Below are 17,823 nucleotides of genomic sequence, written 5' to 3' on the forward strand. Positions count from 1 at the left end.
GAATAGAAATCGGCCCCGACTACGCACCCGCTTATAGGCACGCGCGACGCAGTCGGCCCACCAACCCGTCGAAGGCAATCTGCGTGCCGACGTTTTGTGTGAGCTGCTCGCGGCACAACGTGATGGCGGCCTGGCAGTCCAGCAGACCTTCCTCACTCACGCGTTGCGCTAGCTCGCCAGAAAGACCGGCGAAGTCCGGGTGGGTCAGGTCCACCTGCGCGCCAACTTTCTGCATGAGCGCATCGCGGTACACACCGGAGAGATCGATAAGAACTAAGTCCAAGTTGTCGATAACTCGGCGTTTCGCTCGCTTCTTGTGTTGGTCCTGCAGATCCTTAATGGCGGATCGGGCATCGCGCTGCGCTTTAGCCGCGCCTTTGCCCTTCGCACCTACGCCGAGGGTCTGCTCCAGCTTCGCCAGTTCGGCCTCTTCCTGTTCCTTATGCGATTCCTTCGCCTCCGAATCGACCAATTTCAGCAGCGAGGTCACCGCCTGAAAGCCTTGGGAGCCGTGGAAGACCTCTTCTGCCAGGTTGATGGCCACCGCGCGGCGCTTTTGTACCGCCGGGTCGTTGACGAGGCGTCGCGCCCTGCCGACGTGGCGGAGGGAGGTGAGGGCGGCCAAGTGGGCGTCGTGATCCGAGGCGCCCTCGCTGACCAGCTGGGCGGTAATGCTCTCTACGGACGGGGAAGGAATGTAGAGGTGGCGGCAGCGCGAGCGGAGGGTCTGGGAGAAGTCCTCGGGGGCGTCGGAAGGAGCGCACATGATGATCACTGTGCGCGCCGGCGGTTCTTCCACGGTCTTGAGCAGGGCATTCGCACCGTTATTATTGAGGCGGTCGGCATTGTTGAAGATCACTACGCGCCAGGGCGCCACCGTGGGCAGGCTCGCGGCGCGGCCGATGACCTCGCGCACCGTATCCACCGGAATGATGACTTCCTGCGGGTCCACCAGCACCAAGTCAGTATGCTGCTTCGCATCCAGCACCGCCTGGCAGGCCTCGCACCGGCCGCAGCCCGGCTCTTCCGGGTCCGTGCACATGAGTGCGGCAGCAAAATCGAGGGCGGCCAGGGATCGGCCGGAGCCCGGCGGGCCGGTAAATAGCCAGGAATGGCTCATTGCCCGCGGGTCTGCCCCCGGCATCCCCCGAGCTGCCCGAGCGGCATCCAGGATGGTGCGGGCCACGCCTGGGGTATCTGCCAATCTTTGCGCAACGCTTCCGGTATTCACTCGCCCTAGCCTACTGGTCTTACTAAAGTATGAAGACATGAACAGACTATTGCGCGGCGCACGATGGCTCATGGGAACCCAATGGCCGGTCTACGCTGCCTTAGTCCTCGGTGCGAACCTCATCGGCGCCATCGCGATCATGACATTCGTTCTCTATTTCCTTCCCATGCCGGAAATCGAGGACTTTGCCGCCGAGCTGCCGAGCTTGATGGGTGTCGCCGCGGTGTACCTCATCTTCGCCGTGATTATCGGAATTGCCGTTACCCTGCTGCTCTTCCGCCCGGTGCTGGACTGGCAGCGCAACCCAGACGAACACGATCCGAATATGGTGCGCAACCTCGTGCTGCGCATCCCCGTCTACCAATCCGCAGTAGCGGCCGCGGTATGGCTCATCGGCATCATTTTGGCCGTGGTCATTTCCGCGCGGGAGTCCGGCAGATTGGGGCTTGTCGTAGGCGTATCCGCTACCCTGGCTGGCTTGGTGGTTATCATCCTGACCTACCTGCAGGCAGAGCGCCTCGTGCGCCCGGTTGCCGCCCAGGCGGTGGCACGGCGCTTTGAGGATTCCACGCTCGAGCCACCCATCAAATACCGCCTGATATCCACCTGGCTGATGACTTCCGGCGTGCCGCTCATCGGCATCCTCCTGGTATTGATTGCCCAGCTGACCGGGCTTTTCCCGGGATCCGCCGGCGCTCTTGTTCCCGCCATCACCGCCCTGGCGCTTACCGCCCTGGCTACCGGTTTTATCGGCACCAGTTTTGCGGTGATGAGCGTCGTGGACCCGATTGTGGAGCTACAAAACGCTATCAATCGGGTGCGCCGCGGTGAGACCAATGCCGAGGTCGATATCTATGACGGATCCGAGCTAGGCGTGCTGCAGGCCGGTTTTAATGAAATGATGCGTGGCCTGCGGGAGCGCAACCGCGTGCGCGATATTTTCGGCCGCTACGTCGGCAGCGAGGTGGCCCAACGTGCGTTGGAGGAGCGCCCAGAATTAGGCGGCGAGGATCGCAAAGTGGCGGTGCTTTTTATTGACGTTATTGGATCCACCACCTTCGCCGTTAACCACTCCCCCGAAGAAGTTGTGGAGGAGCTCAATAAGTTCTTCGAGCACGTCGTCAAGGTGGTGCACCGCAATAAAGGAATTATTAATAAATTCCAGGGCGATGCAGCCCTCGCTGTTTTTGGCGCTCCCCTCAACGTTTATGATTCCACCTCCATGGCCCTGCAGGCCGCCCGCGAGCTGCGCAGTGAATTGCGCGGACTCGAGTTGCAAGCCGGCATCGGCGTGGCCGCGGGGCACGTTGTCGCCGGGCACATCGGCGGCGCCGATCGCTTTGAATATACCGTCATCGGTGATGCCGTCAACGAGGCCGCGCGCCTGACCGAGCTGGCCAAGGACACCCCGGGCCAAGTGCTCACCAATGCCGCCACGCTCAAAACCACTAACGAAGCTGAGCAGGCCCGCTGGACTATGATGAAATCCATTGAGCTGCGCGGCCGTCACCGCATGACCCAGCTGGCTCGCCCTATCCGCGCTACCCTGGCAGAACGTTCCGAGGTATAAAGAGGTTTTCAGTGAGCTCAGCTCCCCGGCCCCGCATGATCGTGCCCGATGTGGCGCGCGGCATGGCCCTTCTAGGCATCGCTATGGCCAATATGACCACGGCGTGGATCATCACCACCGACCGGCCAGCAAGTTATTTCGGCGGCATTATCGATGGCAGCGCGTGGGATAAAGCGACCGTCGTCTTCGCCGCCTTCTTTGTCCACAACCGCGGCCTGCCTATGTTTTCCACCCTGCTGGGTTTTGGCGTGGGGCTCATCGCGCTGAGCCTGTGGCGGCGCGGTTTTCCGGTGCAGGGGGCGCGCAGGGTCATCGCCAAGCGCTATGCCTTCTTGGCGGTGATGGGAGCGGCGCACATGGTGCTGCTGTTTTGGGGCGACATCATGTTCTTCTATGGCGTGGCCGGAATCGTGATTGCATTCCTGCTGCGCAAGCGGGATTCCTCCCTCATGCGCGTGGCCTATATTCTATTCGCACTATGCGCGCTGGGCGGGATTGTGGCCTTCATTTCCGGCGCGCTGGATCCCCTCGGCGTGGTGGCCACGGAGGGCATCGGCACCATCGAGTCCTACCCCGATTTGCTGCTCAGCCAGCTTGTCACCCTAGGCAGCCAGGCCTTGGCCACGCCGATCATTTTATTGATGTACCTGCCCGTCATGCTGGTGGGCTTTGTGTGGGCGCGCCAAGGCGTGCTTGCCGACGTCCCTTCCCACCGCCCCACCCTCCTGCGCTGGGTGGCCGTCGCGGTGGTCACTACCGTGGTTATCGGTACCTTGTGGTCTTTGAGCACGCTTGGGGTCATCGAGCAGCGCTGGGCGAATGCAGCCAATAATGCCAACTCTTTCCTCGGCGTCTTCACTGGCCCCGGCATCCTGGCCGGGCTCGCGTTGGTGCTGCAGCCAGTACAGGAGCGACTTTCGGCCGGGGCACCGCTGCCCGCAGTGTTATGGCCCTTTGCGGCGCTGGGCAAGCGCTCCATGAGCGGCTATGTGGGGCAGTCCATCCTCTTTTTCTGCCTCGTGCACCCGTTTATGCTGAACTTCGGTCACGAGCTGGGGGCCTTCGGCCAAGCGGTGATGGCCTTCGCGGTGTGGTTGGCCACTCTCATCTTCGCCTGCGTGCTGGAGGCCTGCGGCCGCCGCGGCCCCTTCGAGGCGGTGCACCGCCGCCTTTCCTATGGTCCGACGATGCAGCCGCAGTTACCGGGTGCGGTGAAGGCCGTCAATCAGCAGCAGATGGCCGATAACTAGGGCGCCGGTTTCGGCCGCGCACACTAGCCGCGCCTTGTGCTTGCGCTGCTTCAGCGCCGCACGCAAGGCGGTTAGCCCCTCGGCCGCGACGAGCACATTAGCGCCGTGACTCATGCCTTTGCCGGCGTCGGTGCGCAGCACTGGGTCGCCCGCCAGCGCCGAGGTGGCAAGCACGGCCGCGCCACCCACTGCCACTGCGGCGGACGTCGGCTGGCTACGGGTAGCGGCAACGCCCGCACCCCATGCGGCCGCGCGCAGGCCCCAGCCCAGGGCATCGTTGCGCGCGCCGCGGCGATACAGGCTCCAGGCATAGGCGGCGTGGTTCGCCGTTACAGCCGCCACGCCCAGCGCCGAAGGACGAGTCAGGGTGCGGGCCTTTTCCACTTGGGCGATGACCCCGGCTAGGATACCGGCGCCAACGGCGGGGTCTTCGCGGACCGAGGCGATAAGCTGCGGCTGTGCGCTGATATCGGATACGGCGCGCCGCAGGGCCGCAGCGCCTTCCTGGGTGCGGGCAAGAAAATCGTTCATGCCCGCCACCTTACGCGGTTATTTCTTGCGCGAGCCGGCCTTCACCACGTTCTTCGTGCCGGGCGATGGTTTCTTGGTTGCCTTCTTGCCGGCCTTCTTCGTGGACTTTTTGGTGGCCTTCTTAGTCGCCTTCTTCTTGGTCGTCTTCTTAGAGGACTTCTTGGTGGACTTCTTCTTGGTCTCGCCGGAAGCTTCCTTGGCGCGGCGCTCGGAGAGGAGCTCGTTCGCGCGGGCGTCGGTAAGCTGCTCCGGGTCATCGCCGCGGCGCAGGGAGGCGTTGGTGGTGCCGTCGGTGACGTACGGGCCGAAGCGGCCATCCTTCACGGTCATGGGCTTGCCGGAGACGTCATTATCGCCTAGCTGCTTGATCGGCGGCTGGGCCGCGGCGCGGCCGCGACGCTTGGGCTCGGCATAGATGCGGCGGGCCTCGTCCAAGGTAATGGTGAAGATCTGCTCTTCCTTGGCCAAAGAGCGCGAATCAGTCCCCTTCTTCAAGTACGGGCCGTAGCGGCCATTTTGGGCGGTGATCATCACGCCGTCATCCTCGCCCACCTCGCGCGGCAGGGACAGCAGCTGGAGGGCTTCTTCGAGGGTCACCGTAGAGGGCTCCATCGAGCTAAACAGCGAGGCCGTACCCGGCTTCAGCTTATTCTCGATGTACTCCTTGACGCGCTTTTCCTTCTGCTTTGCGGCCGTCTTGGTCTCCCAATTCTTGGCGCGCTTGCCTTCCTCGGCGCGTTGCTTGTCTTCCTCGGCCCGCTCCTTGGCGACGACCTCTTCGGCCTCACCCTCGGCCTTCTCCCGCTCATCATCGCGGACCACCTCGGTGACATACGGGCCGAAGCGGCCCTCCTTAGCCACAATCATGCGCCCATTTGCCGGGTTTTCACCCAGTTCGCGGCCGCCCTGTGGGGTGGCAAAGAGTTTTTCCGCCAGCTCCTCGTTCAAGCCGTCCGGAGTGACGGTTTCAGAGAGGTTGGCGCGCTGGTACTCGATGCTGCCGTCGTCATTGGTGCCGACGGCGCGCTCGATATACGGGCCATAGCGGCCCACACGGACGAAGACATCGCGGCCCTCGGTATCGGTGTAAAGGCGCAGGGAGTTGACCTTGCGGGCATCGATGGCTTCTAGGTTGACGTCGATAAGCGATTTCAAGCCACCGTGACGGGCAATGGAGGCCGCCTTTTGCTCGTTGGCCTCGGCGTTGCCGAAATAAAAGCCATTGAGCCAGGCGGTGCCGTCCTCGATACCGGTAGCAATCTGGTCCAGCTCATCCTCCATAGAAGAGGTGAAGTCATAGTCGACCAGCTCGGTGAAGTTCTCCTCCAACAGTCCCACGACGGCAAAGGCAACCCACGATGGCACCAGCGCATTGCCGCGCGAGACCACATAGCCGCGGTCCTGGATGGTCTTGATAATGGACGCATACGTGGACGGGCGGCCGATACCCAAGTCCTCCATTTTCTTGACCAAGCTGGCCTCGGTATAGCGCGCCGGCGGGTTGGTGGAGTGGCCCTCGGCGGAGACCTCCTTGGCGTTCAGGGCGCGACCCTCTTCCAAATGTGGCAGGTGGGTCTCGCCCTTCTTGTCACCCTTGGCGTCATCTGCGCCGTAGGCCTTCAGGAAGCCGGGGAAGGTAATGGTGCGGCCGGTGGCGGAGAATTCCACATCGTAGCTGCCATTATCCGTGGTAGCCGTGCCGGCCACGGTGACCTTCATGGAGGTTCCCTTGGCATCGGCCATCTGGGAGGCGACGGTGCGCTTCCAAATCAGGTCATAGAGCTTAAACTCCTCCGCATCCAACTGGCCGGAAAGCTGGCCCGGGGTGGCGAAGGTCTCGCCAGCCGGGCGGATGGCCTCGTGGGCTTCTTGGGAGTTTTTCACCTTGCGGTCATAAACCCGCGGGGAGTCGGAGACATACTCTGCGCCATAGATGCTGGTGGCGGAGTTGCGCGCAGCTGATAGGCCCTGCTTGGACAGCGAAGTGGAGTCAGTACGCATATAAGTAATGTGGCCGTTTTCGTACAGGCGCTGCGCAATGCGCATGGTGCGCTCGGAGGTAAAGTGCAGGCGGCGGCCGGCCTCCTGCTGCAGCGTAGAGGTCATAAACGGCGCATAAGGCTTGCGCGTATAAGGCTTGTGCTCGACACCAGCGACCTGCATGTCCGCGCCGCTCAGTGCGGTTTCTAGCGCCTTGGCCTGCGGCTCGGTGATGACGATGACGTCTTTGCTCTTCACGTTTCCGCGGTCATCAAAGTCGCGGCCCAGGGCCACGCGCTTGCTATTGACGGCTGTGAGGCGGGCGTCGAACGTAGCGGGATTATCCGCATCCGCAGCGCCGGTATCTAGCGTGGCGGCTAGATCCCAATAATCCGCGGGGATGAACGCCATGCGCTCGCGCTCGCGCTCGACGATGACGCGGGTAGCCACCGACTGCACGCGGCCTGCAGAAAGCCGCGGCATGACCTTCTTCCACAGCACTGGGGAGACCTCGTAGCCGTAGAGGCGGTCCAGGATGCGGCGGGTTTCCTGGGCGTCGATAAGGTTGTAATCCAGATCGCGCGTATTATCCGCAGCTTCCAGGATGGCCGATTTGGTGATCTCGTTGAACACCATGCGGCGCACCGGAACCTTGGGCTTTAAGACCTCAAGCAGGTGCCAGGCGATGGCCTCGCCCTCGCGGTCGGGGTCTGTCGCGAGGTAGAGCTGATCGCACTGCTTCAGCTTGGATTTTAGGTCCGCGACCTTCTTCTTCTTATCGGGGCTCACCACATATAACGGGGCGAAGTCATCCTCCGGGTTCACGCCAAGGCGGGCCCAGGATTCCTTCTTATACTTAGCCGGCACGTCCGCAGCGCCGCGGGGAAGATCGCGGATGTGGCCTACAGAGGCCTCCACGATGTACTTATCTCCGAGGTAAGGCTGAATCTTCTTCGCCTTCGTCGCCGACTCGACGATCACCAAGGTCTTTCCCGGCCCGGCTGCTTCTGCCACTTCGACTTCATCCCTTTCGATGATGCGAACAATAAGGTATGCACGCTTTCAGCAATCGCCCCTAGCGTACACAGTTGATCTGTGTTTCCTTTCTCGCACCATATACGCGGTTCTGCCAAAAGGCCGTTTTCAGGGGCACTATGTACCCCCACGGAACGGGTCTATACTGGCCTACTTAGAATGCCCAGTAACTGTGAAAGCATTGTGGGGCACGATAGCACACCTAAGCCGACACCCGGGGAGGATTCATGGTCGACACAATCACTATGTGGATCGAAACCGTCATGTCCACAGAGTGGATCTACCCGCTGGTCGCCGCGCTGATCTTTGGTGACTGCTTCTTCCCCGTCCTGCCGTCAGAAATCCCGCTCAATATGGCCGGCGCCTGGTCCGGCTCGCAGGGCTTCCCCCACCTGCCCACCATGTTTTTCGTGGCGCTCATCGCCGCCATGATGGGCGATAATCTCTGTTTCCTGCTAGGCACGCGGTTTATGCCCTTGCTTAAGCGCGTGCCAAAGGGATCTAAGGCCTACGAAGGGCTGAACTGGGTCAAGCGAAATATGCGCCGCGGCGGAGGGGCCGCCATTATTATCGCCCGCTTCATCCCTTCAGCACGCTTGTTTATGACCATCCTGCTGGGGTCCATGAGGTTCCCATGGATCGTCTTTGTTTTCTTCGACACCATCGGCGTCGCCCTCTGGGCTGGCGAGGCGCTGGCCATTGGTTATCTCGGCGGCATGGCCTTTTCTAATTCGCCAGTACTCGCCGTGGTGGTCAGCATCATCGCCGCCATCATCATCGGCGTGGGCCTGCAGAAGCTGCAGAATAAGTTCACCGAGTGGTGGGATACCCGCCGCGGCTACGCGGAGACGCCGTAGCGGGGAGAACAGGCCGCCTAGATGACGGACACGGACTGGGCCTGATCACCCTTCGGGCCGGAGCCAACCTCGAAGGTGACCTGCTGATTTTCCTCTAGGGTGCGGAAGCCGCTGCCCTGAATCTCGGAGTAGTGGACGAAGATATCGCCGGCGCCATCCGCGCGCTCGATAAAGCCGTAGCCCTTTTCAGAGTTAAACCACTTAACGGTTCCTTGTGCCATGGTGTGCAGTCCTTTTCTTGCTTATCGGTGCAGCGATTCCGCACCAAGGGGGTTCGGTAAATGCGTCCTTTAGCAGTACCTTAAAGTGTAAACACCGCACCAAGACATCATTGGCCTTATATCAGTGTGACACGTTCCACGCCAAAGCGATAGACCAAACCCACGAGGGGGTAAAAATTGTCTCACCCGGAAACAGATAATCCCCTGGGAACAGAGCTCCTCGAATTCATCCAGCGCCGCCTCGATGAGTCCACTCTCACCTTTCACACCACCCTGCCCCCTCAGCGCGCCCAGTATGCGCAGTGGCCGGAGTGGGTATTGCCGCAGTTGCGGGAGAAGCTGGTAGAAGGGGGCGTCGGCAAGCTGTATCGGCACCAGGCTGAACTCGCACAGGCCGCCTGGGAAGGCGAGGATGCGGTGATTGCTACCGGCACTTCTTCGGGAAAATCCCTGGGCTACCAGCTGCCCATTTTGAGCCGGCTGGCGCAGGAGCCTACCGCTTGCGCGCTGTATCTCACCCCCACTAAGGCGCTGGGTTCGGATCAGCTGCAGGCGGTGCTGGAGCTGTGCCGGGGGATTCCGGCGCTCAAGACCGTGGTGCCCGCGCCCTATGACGGCGATACGCCACAGGAATCCCGCGCGGGTGTGCGCGATCACTCGCGGTTCATTTTTTCCAACCCGGATATGGTGCATATGTCCCTGCTGGCGGCGCATGCCCGGTGGGCGCGGCTGCTGCGGCACCTGGAATTCATCGTCATCGATGAATGCCATTCCTACCGGGGCGTATTCGGCGCCAATGTGGCGCTCGTGTTGCGGCGGCTGCTGCGCTTGTGCGCGCACTATGGCTCGCGGCCGACGGTTATCTATGCCTCGGCCACCATGAAGGACCCGGGCCGGCATGCACAGCGCCTCACCGGCCGGCCGGCCCGCGCAATTACGGAGGACACCGCCCCCACCGGTGCGCGCACCGTAGCCCTGTGGGAGCCAGGCTTCATCGAGGGCGCCGAGGGTGAGCACGGGGCGCCGGTGCGCCGCGCCGCCACCACCGAAGCGGCCGAGATGATGGCCTCTTTCATCGCCGAGGGTGCACGCACCATGACCTTCGTGCGTTCGCGCCGCTCGGCCGAGGTGGTGGCCATGCGTGCGGCCGAGGTGCTCTCCGGTAGTTTGGGCCGGCCCGATTTTGCCCAGCGCATCGCCGCCTACCGCGCGGGTTACCTGGCCGAGGACCGCCGTGCATTAGAGCGCGCGCTTGACGACGCCTCCTTGCTCGGCGTCGCCACCACCTCCGCGCTCGAGCTGGGCATCGACGTCGGTGGGCTCGATGCCGTGGTCACGGCCGGCTTCCCGGGGACCGTCGCCAGTTTTTGGCAGCAGGCCGGGCGCGCCGGCCGCCGCGGGCAGGGCTCGCTCGTAGTACTCATCGCCCGCGATGAGCCGATGGATACCTATCTGGTCCACCATCCCGAGGCGCTGCTGGGAAAGCCGGTGGAGGCCAGCGTATTCAACCCCGCCAATCCCTATATCCTCTTCGGCCATGTCTACTGCGCTGCGGTAGAAAAACCACTGGATGATGCCACGATTGCTGCCTGGGGCGCCCAGGACGTGGTCCAGCAGCTGGCCGAGTCTGGCCTGCTGCGCCGCCGCGAGCGCGGGTGGTTCGCCGTACCCATTCCTGCCCACTCGCCGGAAGAACTCTCCCCGGAGACGGCGCATACCGCCGTTTCCTTGCGCGGCGGGTCAGGCGAGGAAGTGATGATCGTGGATTCTTCCGACGGCCGCCTGCTCGGCACCATCGATGCCGCTCGCGCCACCAGCCAGGTCCACCCCGGCGCGGTGTACCTGCACCAAGGCGAAAGTTTTGTCATCGAGGAACTCATCCTCAGCGATTACCTGGCACTGGCCCGCCCCGAGGCCCCGGATTATTCGACGACCCCGCGCTCCACCACGGATATCCGCATCCTGCGCGAGGCCGATAACCTGGTCAATTATTCCCCGGGCCTGTGGGTAGCCGACGTGGAGGTAGAGGTCACCGATCGCGTCACCGGTTACCAAGTGCGGCTTGCCGATGGCACCATTGGTGACGACATCCCCCTCGATCTCCCCGAACAGCGCCTGGTTACCCGAGCCGTGGCCTATACCATCGATCCGCTGGCACTTTCCGCCATGGGCGTGACGGCCTCCGATACGCCCGGCACCCTACACGCGGCCGAGCACGCCGCCATCGGCTTACTGCCGCTTATCGCCACCTGCGACCGCTGGGATATCGGCGGCGTATCCACCGCACTGCACCCCGATACGCAGCTGCCCACCGTTTTTGTCTATGACGGCCATCCGGGCGGTGCCGGCTTTGCTGAAGAAGGCTTCCGCCGCTTCCCCGAATGGATAGAGGCCACCTTCGAGGCGGTGCGCTCGTGTCCTTGCGAATCCGGTTGCCCGTCGTGCGTGCAATCACCGAAGTGCGGCAACGGAAATAATCCGCTCAGCAAAGATGGTGCTATCAAGCTACTCGGCGCGCTGGTCACCATGACGCAGGGCTAGCCGCGCTGCCTCCTTCCGCTGGCTCACACCGGCCCGGCCTTGGCCTGGGTAGAGCGGCCGCGCACTGCCGCGGTGATGATGACGTCGCGACCGGATTCGGTGCAGGTTTCTAGGGTGGCGCCATTCAGGGCGGCGGTATCGCCCGCGGCGGTGCAGGCATCCTCGCCAGTAGCAAGTGCCCAGGCGCCAGCGACCGCAGCGAGGTCGGCGGCCACTTGCGCCTCGTGGCGTGCGGCTACGCGCGAGCCCACCGCCGCCACGATAAGCAGCAGGCTCACGATGGCGACAATGATGCCGGCCGCAGCGATGGTGGCATAGCCTTCCTCGCCCCAGCGTTGCGGCTTACTCATTTCCGCCCACCTCGGCGGGAAAGACTGCCTCGGAGCGCATGGTGCCGATGGGGGCTTCCACGCTTACCGACGCCTTCACCAGCCCACCGCTTTCCTCCACGCTGACTTGGGCATCTTCGCGCGCGGGGTGGTATTCGACGCCGATGGCATGCGCACGCGCGGCCGCGCCCGCCATGTCCACAGCGGCGATATAGGATGCCAGCGTGGCAATAGCACCCACGATTCCCGCCGCGACCAAGACTAGGGAGCTTAAAGCTAAGGCGGCCTCGATGGTCACGGAGCCATCGTCATCAAATACCTTGTGCATTATGCCTCCTTTCTGCCGGCGGGAATGGTCCCGCCGGCTGGGGTTAGGTAGAGCTGCTAGCTGGGGGTATTAGAGAGGGCGTCGGTTATGATGCCTTCGATGGCATCCACCACGCCGCCGCCGTTGATGACCATGTAGAGCACCCCGGCAAGCGCCGCTGCTGCTAGAGAGCCCATGGCATATTCGATGGTGCTCATCCCCTCGTCATTGCGGATGAGCTGGGGATACTTAGTAAGTGCGTGCATGATTAGTGTCCTTTCAAGTGAGGTTTAGAGAAGTTGCGCGCCCAGGCTGATTACTACGGGCGCAAGGCCTAGAACGATGAATGCCGGCAGGAAGCACACCGCCAGCGGGAGGGCAATGAATACTCCTGCGCGCTCCGCCTGTGCTGTGGCGTGGGCGGATGCTTCCGCGCGCAAAGAGGTACAGATTCGATGACATCCGGCCGCAATGGTGGCGCCGGATTGGCCCGACATGATGACAAGCTGTGCTAAGTCCTCCAGCCCCGCCTGGCCCTTCATATGGCCCCACGCGGACTGCGTGGAAACTCCAACGCCTAGCAGCGCGGAGACGGTCTCCCACAGGTCCTGCGTCTGAGCGTCCGCGGTGCGAGCGACCGCGGTGGCGGCTCCGTGCACGGACAGCCCTGCGGCCAGGCACGCTGCGAAGAGTTCGACGTCACCTGCTACTACCAGCGGGTCCAGCGGTGCTGCGGGCTTGAGCTTGCTTATCAGTCCCCCACGCGCTTTCGGGCCATCGCGCGGGGTCTTGGCGGTGGTCTCAGTCGCACTGGTAACTGCCAGCCGGCCAGTGTGCGGTGGGAGGCCAACGAGGGCGGCCAAGGCCACAAAGATGAGCGGAGTCATGCAGCCGCCTTCCGAATAATGACGCGCGACCAAGCGAAGCCGCCGCAGGCCAGCGCCACGCCTACCACGAGAAGGACACCGCCCAGCCCGCCGCCGAAAAGAAAGCCGAGCGAGTTAGCGCCCATGGCCCCGCCCATGGCGATGCCGGCTATTGGCAAGCACGCGAGCACCGTGGCGGTCGCTTGGGGGCCTTGCAGACTAGCGGAGGTGGATTGCTGGTGGCGTCGAGAAGCATCGAGGCGGCTTTGGGCTTGGTCGAGCAAGCTGGCCACCGCAATACCGTGGTAAGTGGAAAGCTCCAGCAGGTGGCCTAAGCGGGAAAGCTCCGGCAGGGCCTTTGTATCCTCCGCATCCGTGAGCGCCATGTGGGGCGGCGCGCCACGCGCAGCGAGGGCGGCCGTTGCTTCCAGTGCGGCGGATACCTCCCGCGGGGTAGTTCCCGGCAGGGCCTCCACCCCGCGGGCAAGTGCCCCAGCCAGGGTCGCCCCTGCCCGCAGGTCCGCGGTGACCACTCCCAAATAGGCGGCCAGCCCTTCGTGGCTGCGCCGCTGCGTACGCGCGGCCACCATGTCTTTGGTGTACCAGGACACGCACCAGGCGATTATGGCGGCGGCGATAGCGATGCTGATGCGACCCACCGAGTAGAAGACCAAGCTGCCGCAAAACACCGCCCCCAGGATGACCACGGAGCTGGCCTGTACCTGGCGCGTGGCCGATGCCAAGCGGCCTGCAATCGAGGGCGCGGGCAGGAGCAGCGCGGCGGCGAGCAAGAGGAAACTAAGCATGGCTGGCCTTCCCGGCGCGCTCGCCCAGAAGTTGTGCGGAAAATTCCGCAAAGCCATCCGCCGGTCCGTCTTCGGCACTCCAGATGATGCGCGGGGTAACCGGGTTTCCCTCGAGCACGCCAATATGGGCAAGGCGGCGGCCCTGCGGGGTGCGTTCCATGGTCAGCACCATGTGTACGGCCGCTGCCAGTTGTGAGTGCAGTGCCGCGCGGTCCAGGCCGCCAAGGGCGGCGAGGGCCTCCATGCGGGCGGGGACTTCAAAGAGCGAATTGGCATGAAGCGTACCGGCGCCGCCGTCGTGTCCGGTGTTGAGGGCGGCGAGGAGATCGACCACCTCGCGGCCGCGGATCTCGCCTACCACGATGCGGTCTGGGCGCATGCGCAGCGCTTGTCGGAGCAATTGTGACATCGTGACCTCGCCGCTTCCCTCCGCGTTGGCCCGGCGCGAGACCACGCTAACGCAGTGTGGGTGGTGCGGGGAGAGCTCGGCGGTGTCTTCGATGACGAGGATGCGTTCGCGCTCGGAGACGGTTCCCAAAAGTGCGGATAGCAAGGTGGTTTTGCCGGAGCCGGTTCCACCTATAACCAGGAATGAGACTCGCTTGTCCACCACAGCGCGCAGCAGCGTAGCGATATCTTCTGGCAGCGTGCCGTTGTCTACTAGTTGGGGCAGGGTGGTCTGGGCTTGGCGCAGTACGCGCAGGCTCAGGCAGGTTCCGGCCACCGCAGGCGGGCTCAGCAAGGCATGGACGCGCAGGACGACGCCATCAGGGCGGCTAACGCGGCCATCGGCATAAGGTTGAGCATCATCGAGGCGCGTGCCGGAGGCTGCCGCCAGTCGGCTGGCCAGTTGGCGGACTTCGCCATCATCGCGGAAGGTGATGTCAGTGCGTTCGAGACCCTCGCCGCGGTCCATGAATACCGCATGCGGCCCGTTAACAACGACATCGGTAACCCCCTCTCGCCCCAGCAATGCATCAAGCGGGCCCATTCCGGTGGCGTCCTGACGCAGGCGGCGTAGTAGGTCGAGTACCGCGACGTCACTAATCACGCCGGCTTCTGCACGGATGCGCCGAGCCAGGGCTGCCGCATCATGCACCAAGTCGGCCTCGGCGGCGATGATACGCTGCATCTTTTCCAGCGTTTCCTGTGCTACTTTCTGCTCACTCACGCGCCTACCTCCTCGAGGACCGCGTGTGCAGCCTTGCGCAAGGGTGCCGGGAGGCGCTGCGGGAGGCCGCCTATTTCCACCGCGCGCGTAAGGCCCCGGGCCGTTGGCAGTTCTGCCAACACCGTGCTGTGGATGATGCTTTCTACTTCCGCCGCGCTTAACGATGCCCACTGGCGTTGCCGCAGCACCACCACACAGCTGCGCCGCGCAGCCCCGAAGCGCGCAATTAGTTGCGCGGCCGATGCAGCCGAGCGCACTTCTGCGGCCACCACTATGACCACGTGGGTACACGCATCCGGAACGGTCTCCGGGGTGCAATCCACCACGCATAGCCCTTCGCCCGCGTGGGCCGCGCCCACTACTCGCGCGAGCAGGTCCTTTTCCAGGCGGAAGGGATCCGCGACGGTACTGCGCGCGGTCGAGAGCACCGCTACCCCATCCGGCGTAGTGGGCAGCGCGCGGTAGAGATCGGCGGCATCGATACTGCCATCGCCTACGGTAAGCTCCGGCCAGCGCGCCCCCGCTTCGGCCTCTACGCCAAGCAGGAGGTCGAGGCCACCGGAGTATGCGTGGGCGTCGATAAGCAGGGCGCGTCCATCCGCAGCGCACTGGGTGCGGGCCAAGGCGGCCGCGAAGGTAGAAGCCCCCACCCCGCCGCTCGCCCCAACCACGGCGATGGTGGCGCTACCCGGTCGCGTGTCCTGCGGGGTGCCCGCGGCCGCAATGCCCGCGAGCAGCTCCTTAACCTGGGCGGGAATGATAAAGGCGCTCTCCGCGTGACAGGCTAATGCCGCTTCATAGTCAATCGGTCCAGGGTCCGCGGCAAGGAATAGTACTGGCACAGGCGCGGTGTAGGGGCGTTGCGCTGCCGCCACCACGCGGGCCATGAGGGAATCAACCAGGACCGCAAAGGCGCCTGGCAGACTGCGCGGGACGTCGCGGGGATCGGTTACGGTAAGCACATCGTGGCTGGTAGCAGCCGCGGCATGGATAGCCTCGGCGCGCAGTGCTTCGTCACCGACGGCAACGACGATGGCAGCGGAATCAGGATGTAATGCGTTCATGCCTCATAGCCTGAAGCATCCGTGCAACCGCAGCGAGGGCTCTCCGGTGGCACTGTGGATAACCCGCGATAAGTCACCGTGTGGTCCTGATTTGGTTGCCACTTCAACTAAAAACCTGTGGATAACCTCGTATCACATGGCGCTAGATATAGGTGACGGCCCGTGCATCGGGGGGTGTGCGCACGGGCCGTCAGTAACCCGGCCTCGGGGGGTGAGCCGGGGCAGGCCGCACAGTATATCGGGGCCTTGCACGCATTATTATGACATGTTCGCCACCCAACCACAACAGCTAACAGCAGTTTTTCAACGGCCATGGCGCTGACCTGCACCGAATGCGTGTTCACTACTTTATCCCCCGCACGGGCTGCCAATCCCACATTATTGACTCGCCAACCACCATTAACTGCAGCCACTTCTACACCACTAAGCGCGAAGGGCAGCTACACTCGGCAGCACACCATGACGAATTCCCGCGAATCCTTTCCTCCCCGCCCCGCTAGCACGAGTTGCGCCGGCGGCGAGCACACACGCACCGCGGCGTTTTTCGATCTCGATAAAACCATCATCGCCACCTCCTCGGCCTATGCCTTTGGCCGCGAATTTTTGCACAACAGGCTCATCTCCCCGGCCGAAGCACTGCAGCTCTCCCTGGCGAAAGCCAGCTATATGTTTTCCGGCCTCTCCAGCGAAGGCATGGACGCTAGCCGCGATCAGCTCACCGCAATGGTCACGGGGTGGTCCGTGGAGGAAGTGCGCTCCATCGCCCGAGACACCATGCACCACGTGGTCACTCCCTCCATCTATGCCGAGGCCCGGGAACTTATCCGTGCCCACCGCGCCGCGGGCGACCACGTGGTCATTGTCTCTGCCTCCGCTACCGTGCTGGTAGACATCATCGCGGAGGAGCTCGGCGTCGAGCACGTCATCGCCACCGAATTGGCAGAAAAAGACGGACGCTTTACCGGCGAGGTGCTCTTTTATTGCAAGGGCCCACATAAGGCGGAGGCACTAGAGCGCACTGCCGCCGCAGCAAACATTGATCTTAATGCCAGCTATGCCTATTCGGATTCCGCTACGGATATCCCGATGCTGGAGAAGGTTGGCCACCCCGTCGCGGTCAACCCGGACAAGCAATTAAAGCGCCACGCCATCAGCCATGAGTGGGATATTCGATCCTTTAAGGACCCAGTGCCGCTCCTGCCTGCGCCAACCGCTAAAGAAATCGGAATCGGCGCCTCCGTGCTGGCGGGTACCGTGGCGGCTATCGGCGCCGGGCTGTGGCTTGCCCAGCACCCTGACCGCCCCAGCTTCCCCAAGCGCGGGCCACGGCATACCTCTTAAGCGGCTCGCGCAATCGCGTCGGCCTCTGCACCACCGGCTGCCCAGCCAGCGAGGTGGGTAAGGAGGGCGTCGGCAAGCGCGGTGCGGTAATTATCCACCGCATCGGCATACTCAGCGCGGTGGCGGGTGTAGTAGACCTCGGGTACGGCGAAACCGCGCGGGTCAAACCCCGTATGCACAGCTGCAAGGCGAGAAGCAACGCGGGCGACGAGACCGCTGCGAGGGCCGAAAAACTGCCCTGCGGCTATCTCGGCATGGACCACGCTCGGTAGAAGGAGATCAAAGGCGGGACCATTACCCTGGGCGATAAGCCGGCCCAGCCCTTGCAGCCGCGCGCTTTCACCGGTGGGGATACCGGTGCCACCGGCCGCGACGTCAATGCGCGCTAGAACCTGCAGCGGCGCTCGGGCAAAGGAGCGCACCGTGGTGTCCAAGAGCTCCGGCGCGGCCACAGAGTAGGCGCTTACGGCGCTGGCCAACGGCCCTTCTTCCACATTCTCTGGGCCCGGATGTGGGGGGATGGCGTAGCCATCAAGCGCCACGCTAGAACGGGCGCCGCGAATAAGGGACTCGGCGGAAATGACCTCAAACTTTCGCAATCCTGCAGGTCGGCGGTGTGCACGGGCAATGGCAGCGGCGGCTTTTTCTGCACTTTCTTTCACCCCCGGCAGGCGAAACAGAGGGGATAACGCGTCAATTTCTGACATATACATTAGGATAGCC

Annotated in this window: 17 protein-coding genes; 5 read left to right on the forward strand and 12 right to left on the reverse strand. The window is 63.4% G+C overall.

All coding sequences use genetic code 11. The features are described 5' to 3' along the window. Positions 1-31 precede the first annotated feature (31 nt). A complete protein-coding gene (locus tag MHK04_RS01975) occupies positions 32-1,231 on the reverse strand; it encodes a DNA polymerase III subunit delta' (RefSeq protein WP_396130028.1) in 1,200 nt (399 codons plus the stop codon). 37 nt (positions 1,232-1,268) lie between these two features. Between MHK04_RS01975 and MHK04_RS01980 the strand changes: the two genes are divergently transcribed. Further along, a complete protein-coding gene (locus MHK04_RS01980; protein ID WP_239207856.1) occupies positions 1,269-2,801 on the forward strand; it encodes an adenylate/guanylate cyclase domain-containing protein in 1,533 nt (510 codons plus the stop codon). An 11-nt stretch (positions 2,802-2,812) separates the two neighbouring features. Then, positions 2,813-4,051: a DUF418 domain-containing protein gene (locus MHK04_RS01985; protein WP_239207855.1), complete on the forward strand. Its 1,239-nt coding sequence runs from the start codon at positions 2,813-2,815 to the stop codon at positions 4,049-4,051. Here the strand turns inward: MHK04_RS01985 and MHK04_RS01990 are convergent. Together MHK04_RS01990 and topA are read right to left on the reverse strand one after the other, a co-directional pair. Beyond that, the gene (locus tag MHK04_RS01990) at positions 4,001-4,582 is read right to left on the reverse strand and encodes a hypothetical protein (RefSeq protein ID WP_239207854.1); all 582 of its coding nucleotides are present in this window, start codon (positions 4,580-4,582) and stop codon (positions 4,001-4,003) included. The genes MHK04_RS01985 and MHK04_RS01990 overlap by 51 nt on opposite strands. An 18-nt stretch (positions 4,583-4,600) precedes the next feature. Continuing rightward, on the reverse strand, positions 4,601-7,576 hold the full coding sequence (gene topA, locus MHK04_RS01995) for a type I DNA topoisomerase (protein ID WP_239207853.1): 2,976 nt from the start codon (positions 7,574-7,576) through the stop codon (positions 4,601-4,603). Positions 7,577-7,824: 248 nt separating this feature from the next. Here topA and MHK04_RS02000 point away from each other — a divergent pair, with 248 nt between their 5' ends. Continuing rightward, positions 7,825-8,454, forward strand: a complete 630-nt coding sequence (locus MHK04_RS02000) for a DedA family protein (RefSeq protein ID WP_023020430.1) — start codon at positions 7,825-7,827, stop codon at positions 8,452-8,454. A 17-nt stretch (positions 8,455-8,471) separates the two neighbouring features. Here MHK04_RS02000 and MHK04_RS02005 read toward each other — a convergent pair whose 3' ends face one another. Then, positions 8,472-8,675: a cold-shock protein gene (locus MHK04_RS02005; protein ID WP_023020429.1), complete on the reverse strand. Its 204-nt coding sequence runs from the start codon at positions 8,673-8,675 to the stop codon at positions 8,472-8,474. Between the two features lie 177 nt (positions 8,676-8,852). Between MHK04_RS02005 and sftH the strand changes: the two genes are divergently transcribed. Then, a complete protein-coding gene (gene sftH, locus MHK04_RS02010) occupies positions 8,853-11,216 on the forward strand; it encodes a DNA 3'-5' helicase SftH (protein ID WP_239207852.1) in 2,364 nt (787 codons plus the stop codon). Positions 11,217-11,239: 23 nt separating this feature from the next. Here sftH and MHK04_RS02015 read toward each other — a convergent pair whose 3' ends face one another. From MHK04_RS02015 to ssd, 7 genes are read right to left on the reverse strand one after another with little or no spacing between them, the layout of a single operon-like run. After that, positions 11,240-11,566 carry an Rv3654c family TadE-like protein gene (locus MHK04_RS02015; protein WP_239207851.1) on the reverse strand — a complete coding sequence of 109 codons (327 nt, stop codon included), beginning with the start codon at positions 11,564-11,566 and terminating at the stop codon, positions 11,240-11,242. Then, entirely contained in the window at positions 11,559-11,873 is a 315-nt protein-coding gene (locus tag MHK04_RS02020; protein WP_023020426.1) for a hypothetical protein, read from the reverse strand. The genes MHK04_RS02015 and MHK04_RS02020 overlap by 8 nt, the downstream gene beginning before the upstream one ends. A 56-nt stretch (positions 11,874-11,929) precedes the next feature. After that, positions 11,930-12,118, reverse strand: coding sequence for a DUF4244 domain-containing protein (locus tag MHK04_RS02025; RefSeq protein ID WP_023020425.1), 189 nt, complete (start codon positions 12,116-12,118; stop codon positions 11,930-11,932). 24 nt (positions 12,119-12,142) lie between these two features. Then, entirely contained in the window at positions 12,143-12,739 is a 597-nt protein-coding gene (locus tag MHK04_RS02030) for a type II secretion system F family protein (protein ID WP_239204817.1), read from the reverse strand. Further along, positions 12,736-13,524: a type II secretion protein F gene (locus MHK04_RS02035; RefSeq protein WP_239207850.1), complete on the reverse strand. Its 789-nt coding sequence runs from the start codon at positions 13,522-13,524 to the stop codon at positions 12,736-12,738. Before MHK04_RS02035 ends, MHK04_RS02030 begins: the two co-directional genes overlap by 4 nt. After that, complete coding sequence (locus tag MHK04_RS02040) at positions 13,517-14,695, reverse strand: TadA family conjugal transfer-associated ATPase (RefSeq protein WP_023020422.1); 1,179 nt, start codon at positions 14,693-14,695, stop codon at positions 13,517-13,519. Before MHK04_RS02040 ends, MHK04_RS02035 begins: the two co-directional genes overlap by 8 nt. Next, the gene (gene ssd, locus MHK04_RS02045) at positions 14,692-15,759 is read right to left on the reverse strand and encodes a septum site-determining protein Ssd (RefSeq protein ID WP_239207849.1); all 1,068 of its coding nucleotides are present in this window, start codon (positions 15,757-15,759) and stop codon (positions 14,692-14,694) included. The genes MHK04_RS02040 and ssd overlap by 4 nt, the downstream gene beginning before the upstream one ends. Positions 15,760-16,218: 459 nt before the next feature. Here ssd and MHK04_RS02050 point away from each other — a divergent pair, with 459 nt between their 5' ends. After that, complete coding sequence (locus MHK04_RS02050) at positions 16,219-17,100, forward strand: HAD family hydrolase (protein WP_239207848.1); 882 nt, start codon at positions 16,219-16,221, stop codon at positions 17,098-17,100. Here the strand turns inward: MHK04_RS02050 and MHK04_RS02055 are convergent. Then, positions 17,097-17,813 (reverse strand): oxidoreductase, encoded by a 717-nt coding sequence (locus tag MHK04_RS02055; RefSeq protein ID WP_239207847.1) that lies wholly within the window; start codon positions 17,811-17,813, stop codon positions 17,097-17,099. The genes MHK04_RS02050 and MHK04_RS02055 overlap by 4 nt on opposite strands. Positions 17,814-17,823 lie beyond the last annotated feature (10 nt).

This window comes from Corynebacterium nasorum (assembly GCF_022345765.1).
GTDB lineage: Bacteria > Actinomycetota > Actinomycetes > Mycobacteriales > Mycobacteriaceae > Corynebacterium > Corynebacterium kefirresidentii.

Bases quoted from the DNA above. Each gene is read 5' to 3' on its own strand.
- MHK04_RS02000 (WP_023020430.1), top strand. From the start codon at position 7,825: ATGGTCGACACAATCACTATGTGGATCGAAACCGTCATGTCCACAGAG.
- MHK04_RS01990 (WP_239207854.1), bottom strand. From the start codon at position 4,582: ATGAACGATTTTCTTGCCCGCACCCAGGAAGGCGCTGCGGCCCTGCGG.
- MHK04_RS02015 (WP_239207851.1), bottom strand. From the start codon at position 11,566: ATGAGTAAGCCGCAACGCTGGGGCGAGGAAGGCTATGCCACCATCGCT.
- MHK04_RS02030 (WP_239204817.1), bottom strand. From the start codon at position 12,739: ATGACTCCGCTCATCTTTGTGGCCTTGGCCGCCCTCGTTGGCCTCCCA.
- MHK04_RS02025 (WP_023020425.1), bottom strand. From the start codon at position 12,118: ATGCACGCACTTACTAAGTATCCCCAGCTCATCCGCAATGACGAGGGG.
- ssd (WP_239207849.1), bottom strand. From the start codon at position 15,759: ATGAACGCATTACATCCTGATTCCGCTGCCATCGTCGTTGCCGTCGGT.
- MHK04_RS02020 (WP_023020426.1), bottom strand. From the start codon at position 11,873: ATGCACAAGGTATTTGATGACGATGGCTCCGTGACCATCGAGGCCGCC.
- MHK04_RS02035 (WP_239207850.1), bottom strand. From the start codon at position 13,524: ATGCTTAGTTTCCTCTTGCTCGCCGCCGCGCTGCTCCTGCCCGCGCCC.
- MHK04_RS02055 (WP_239207847.1), bottom strand. From the start codon at position 17,813: ATGTATATGTCAGAAATTGACGCGTTATCCCCTCTGTTTCGCCTGCCG.
- MHK04_RS02005 (WP_023020429.1), bottom strand. From the start codon at position 8,675: ATGGCACAAGGAACCGTTAAGTGGTTTAACTCTGAAAAGGGCTACGGC.
- MHK04_RS01980 (WP_239207856.1), top strand. From the start codon at position 1,269: ATGAACAGACTATTGCGCGGCGCACGATGGCTCATGGGAACCCAATGG.
- MHK04_RS02050 (WP_239207848.1), top strand. From the start codon at position 16,219: ATGACGAATTCCCGCGAATCCTTTCCTCCCCGCCCCGCTAGCACGAGT.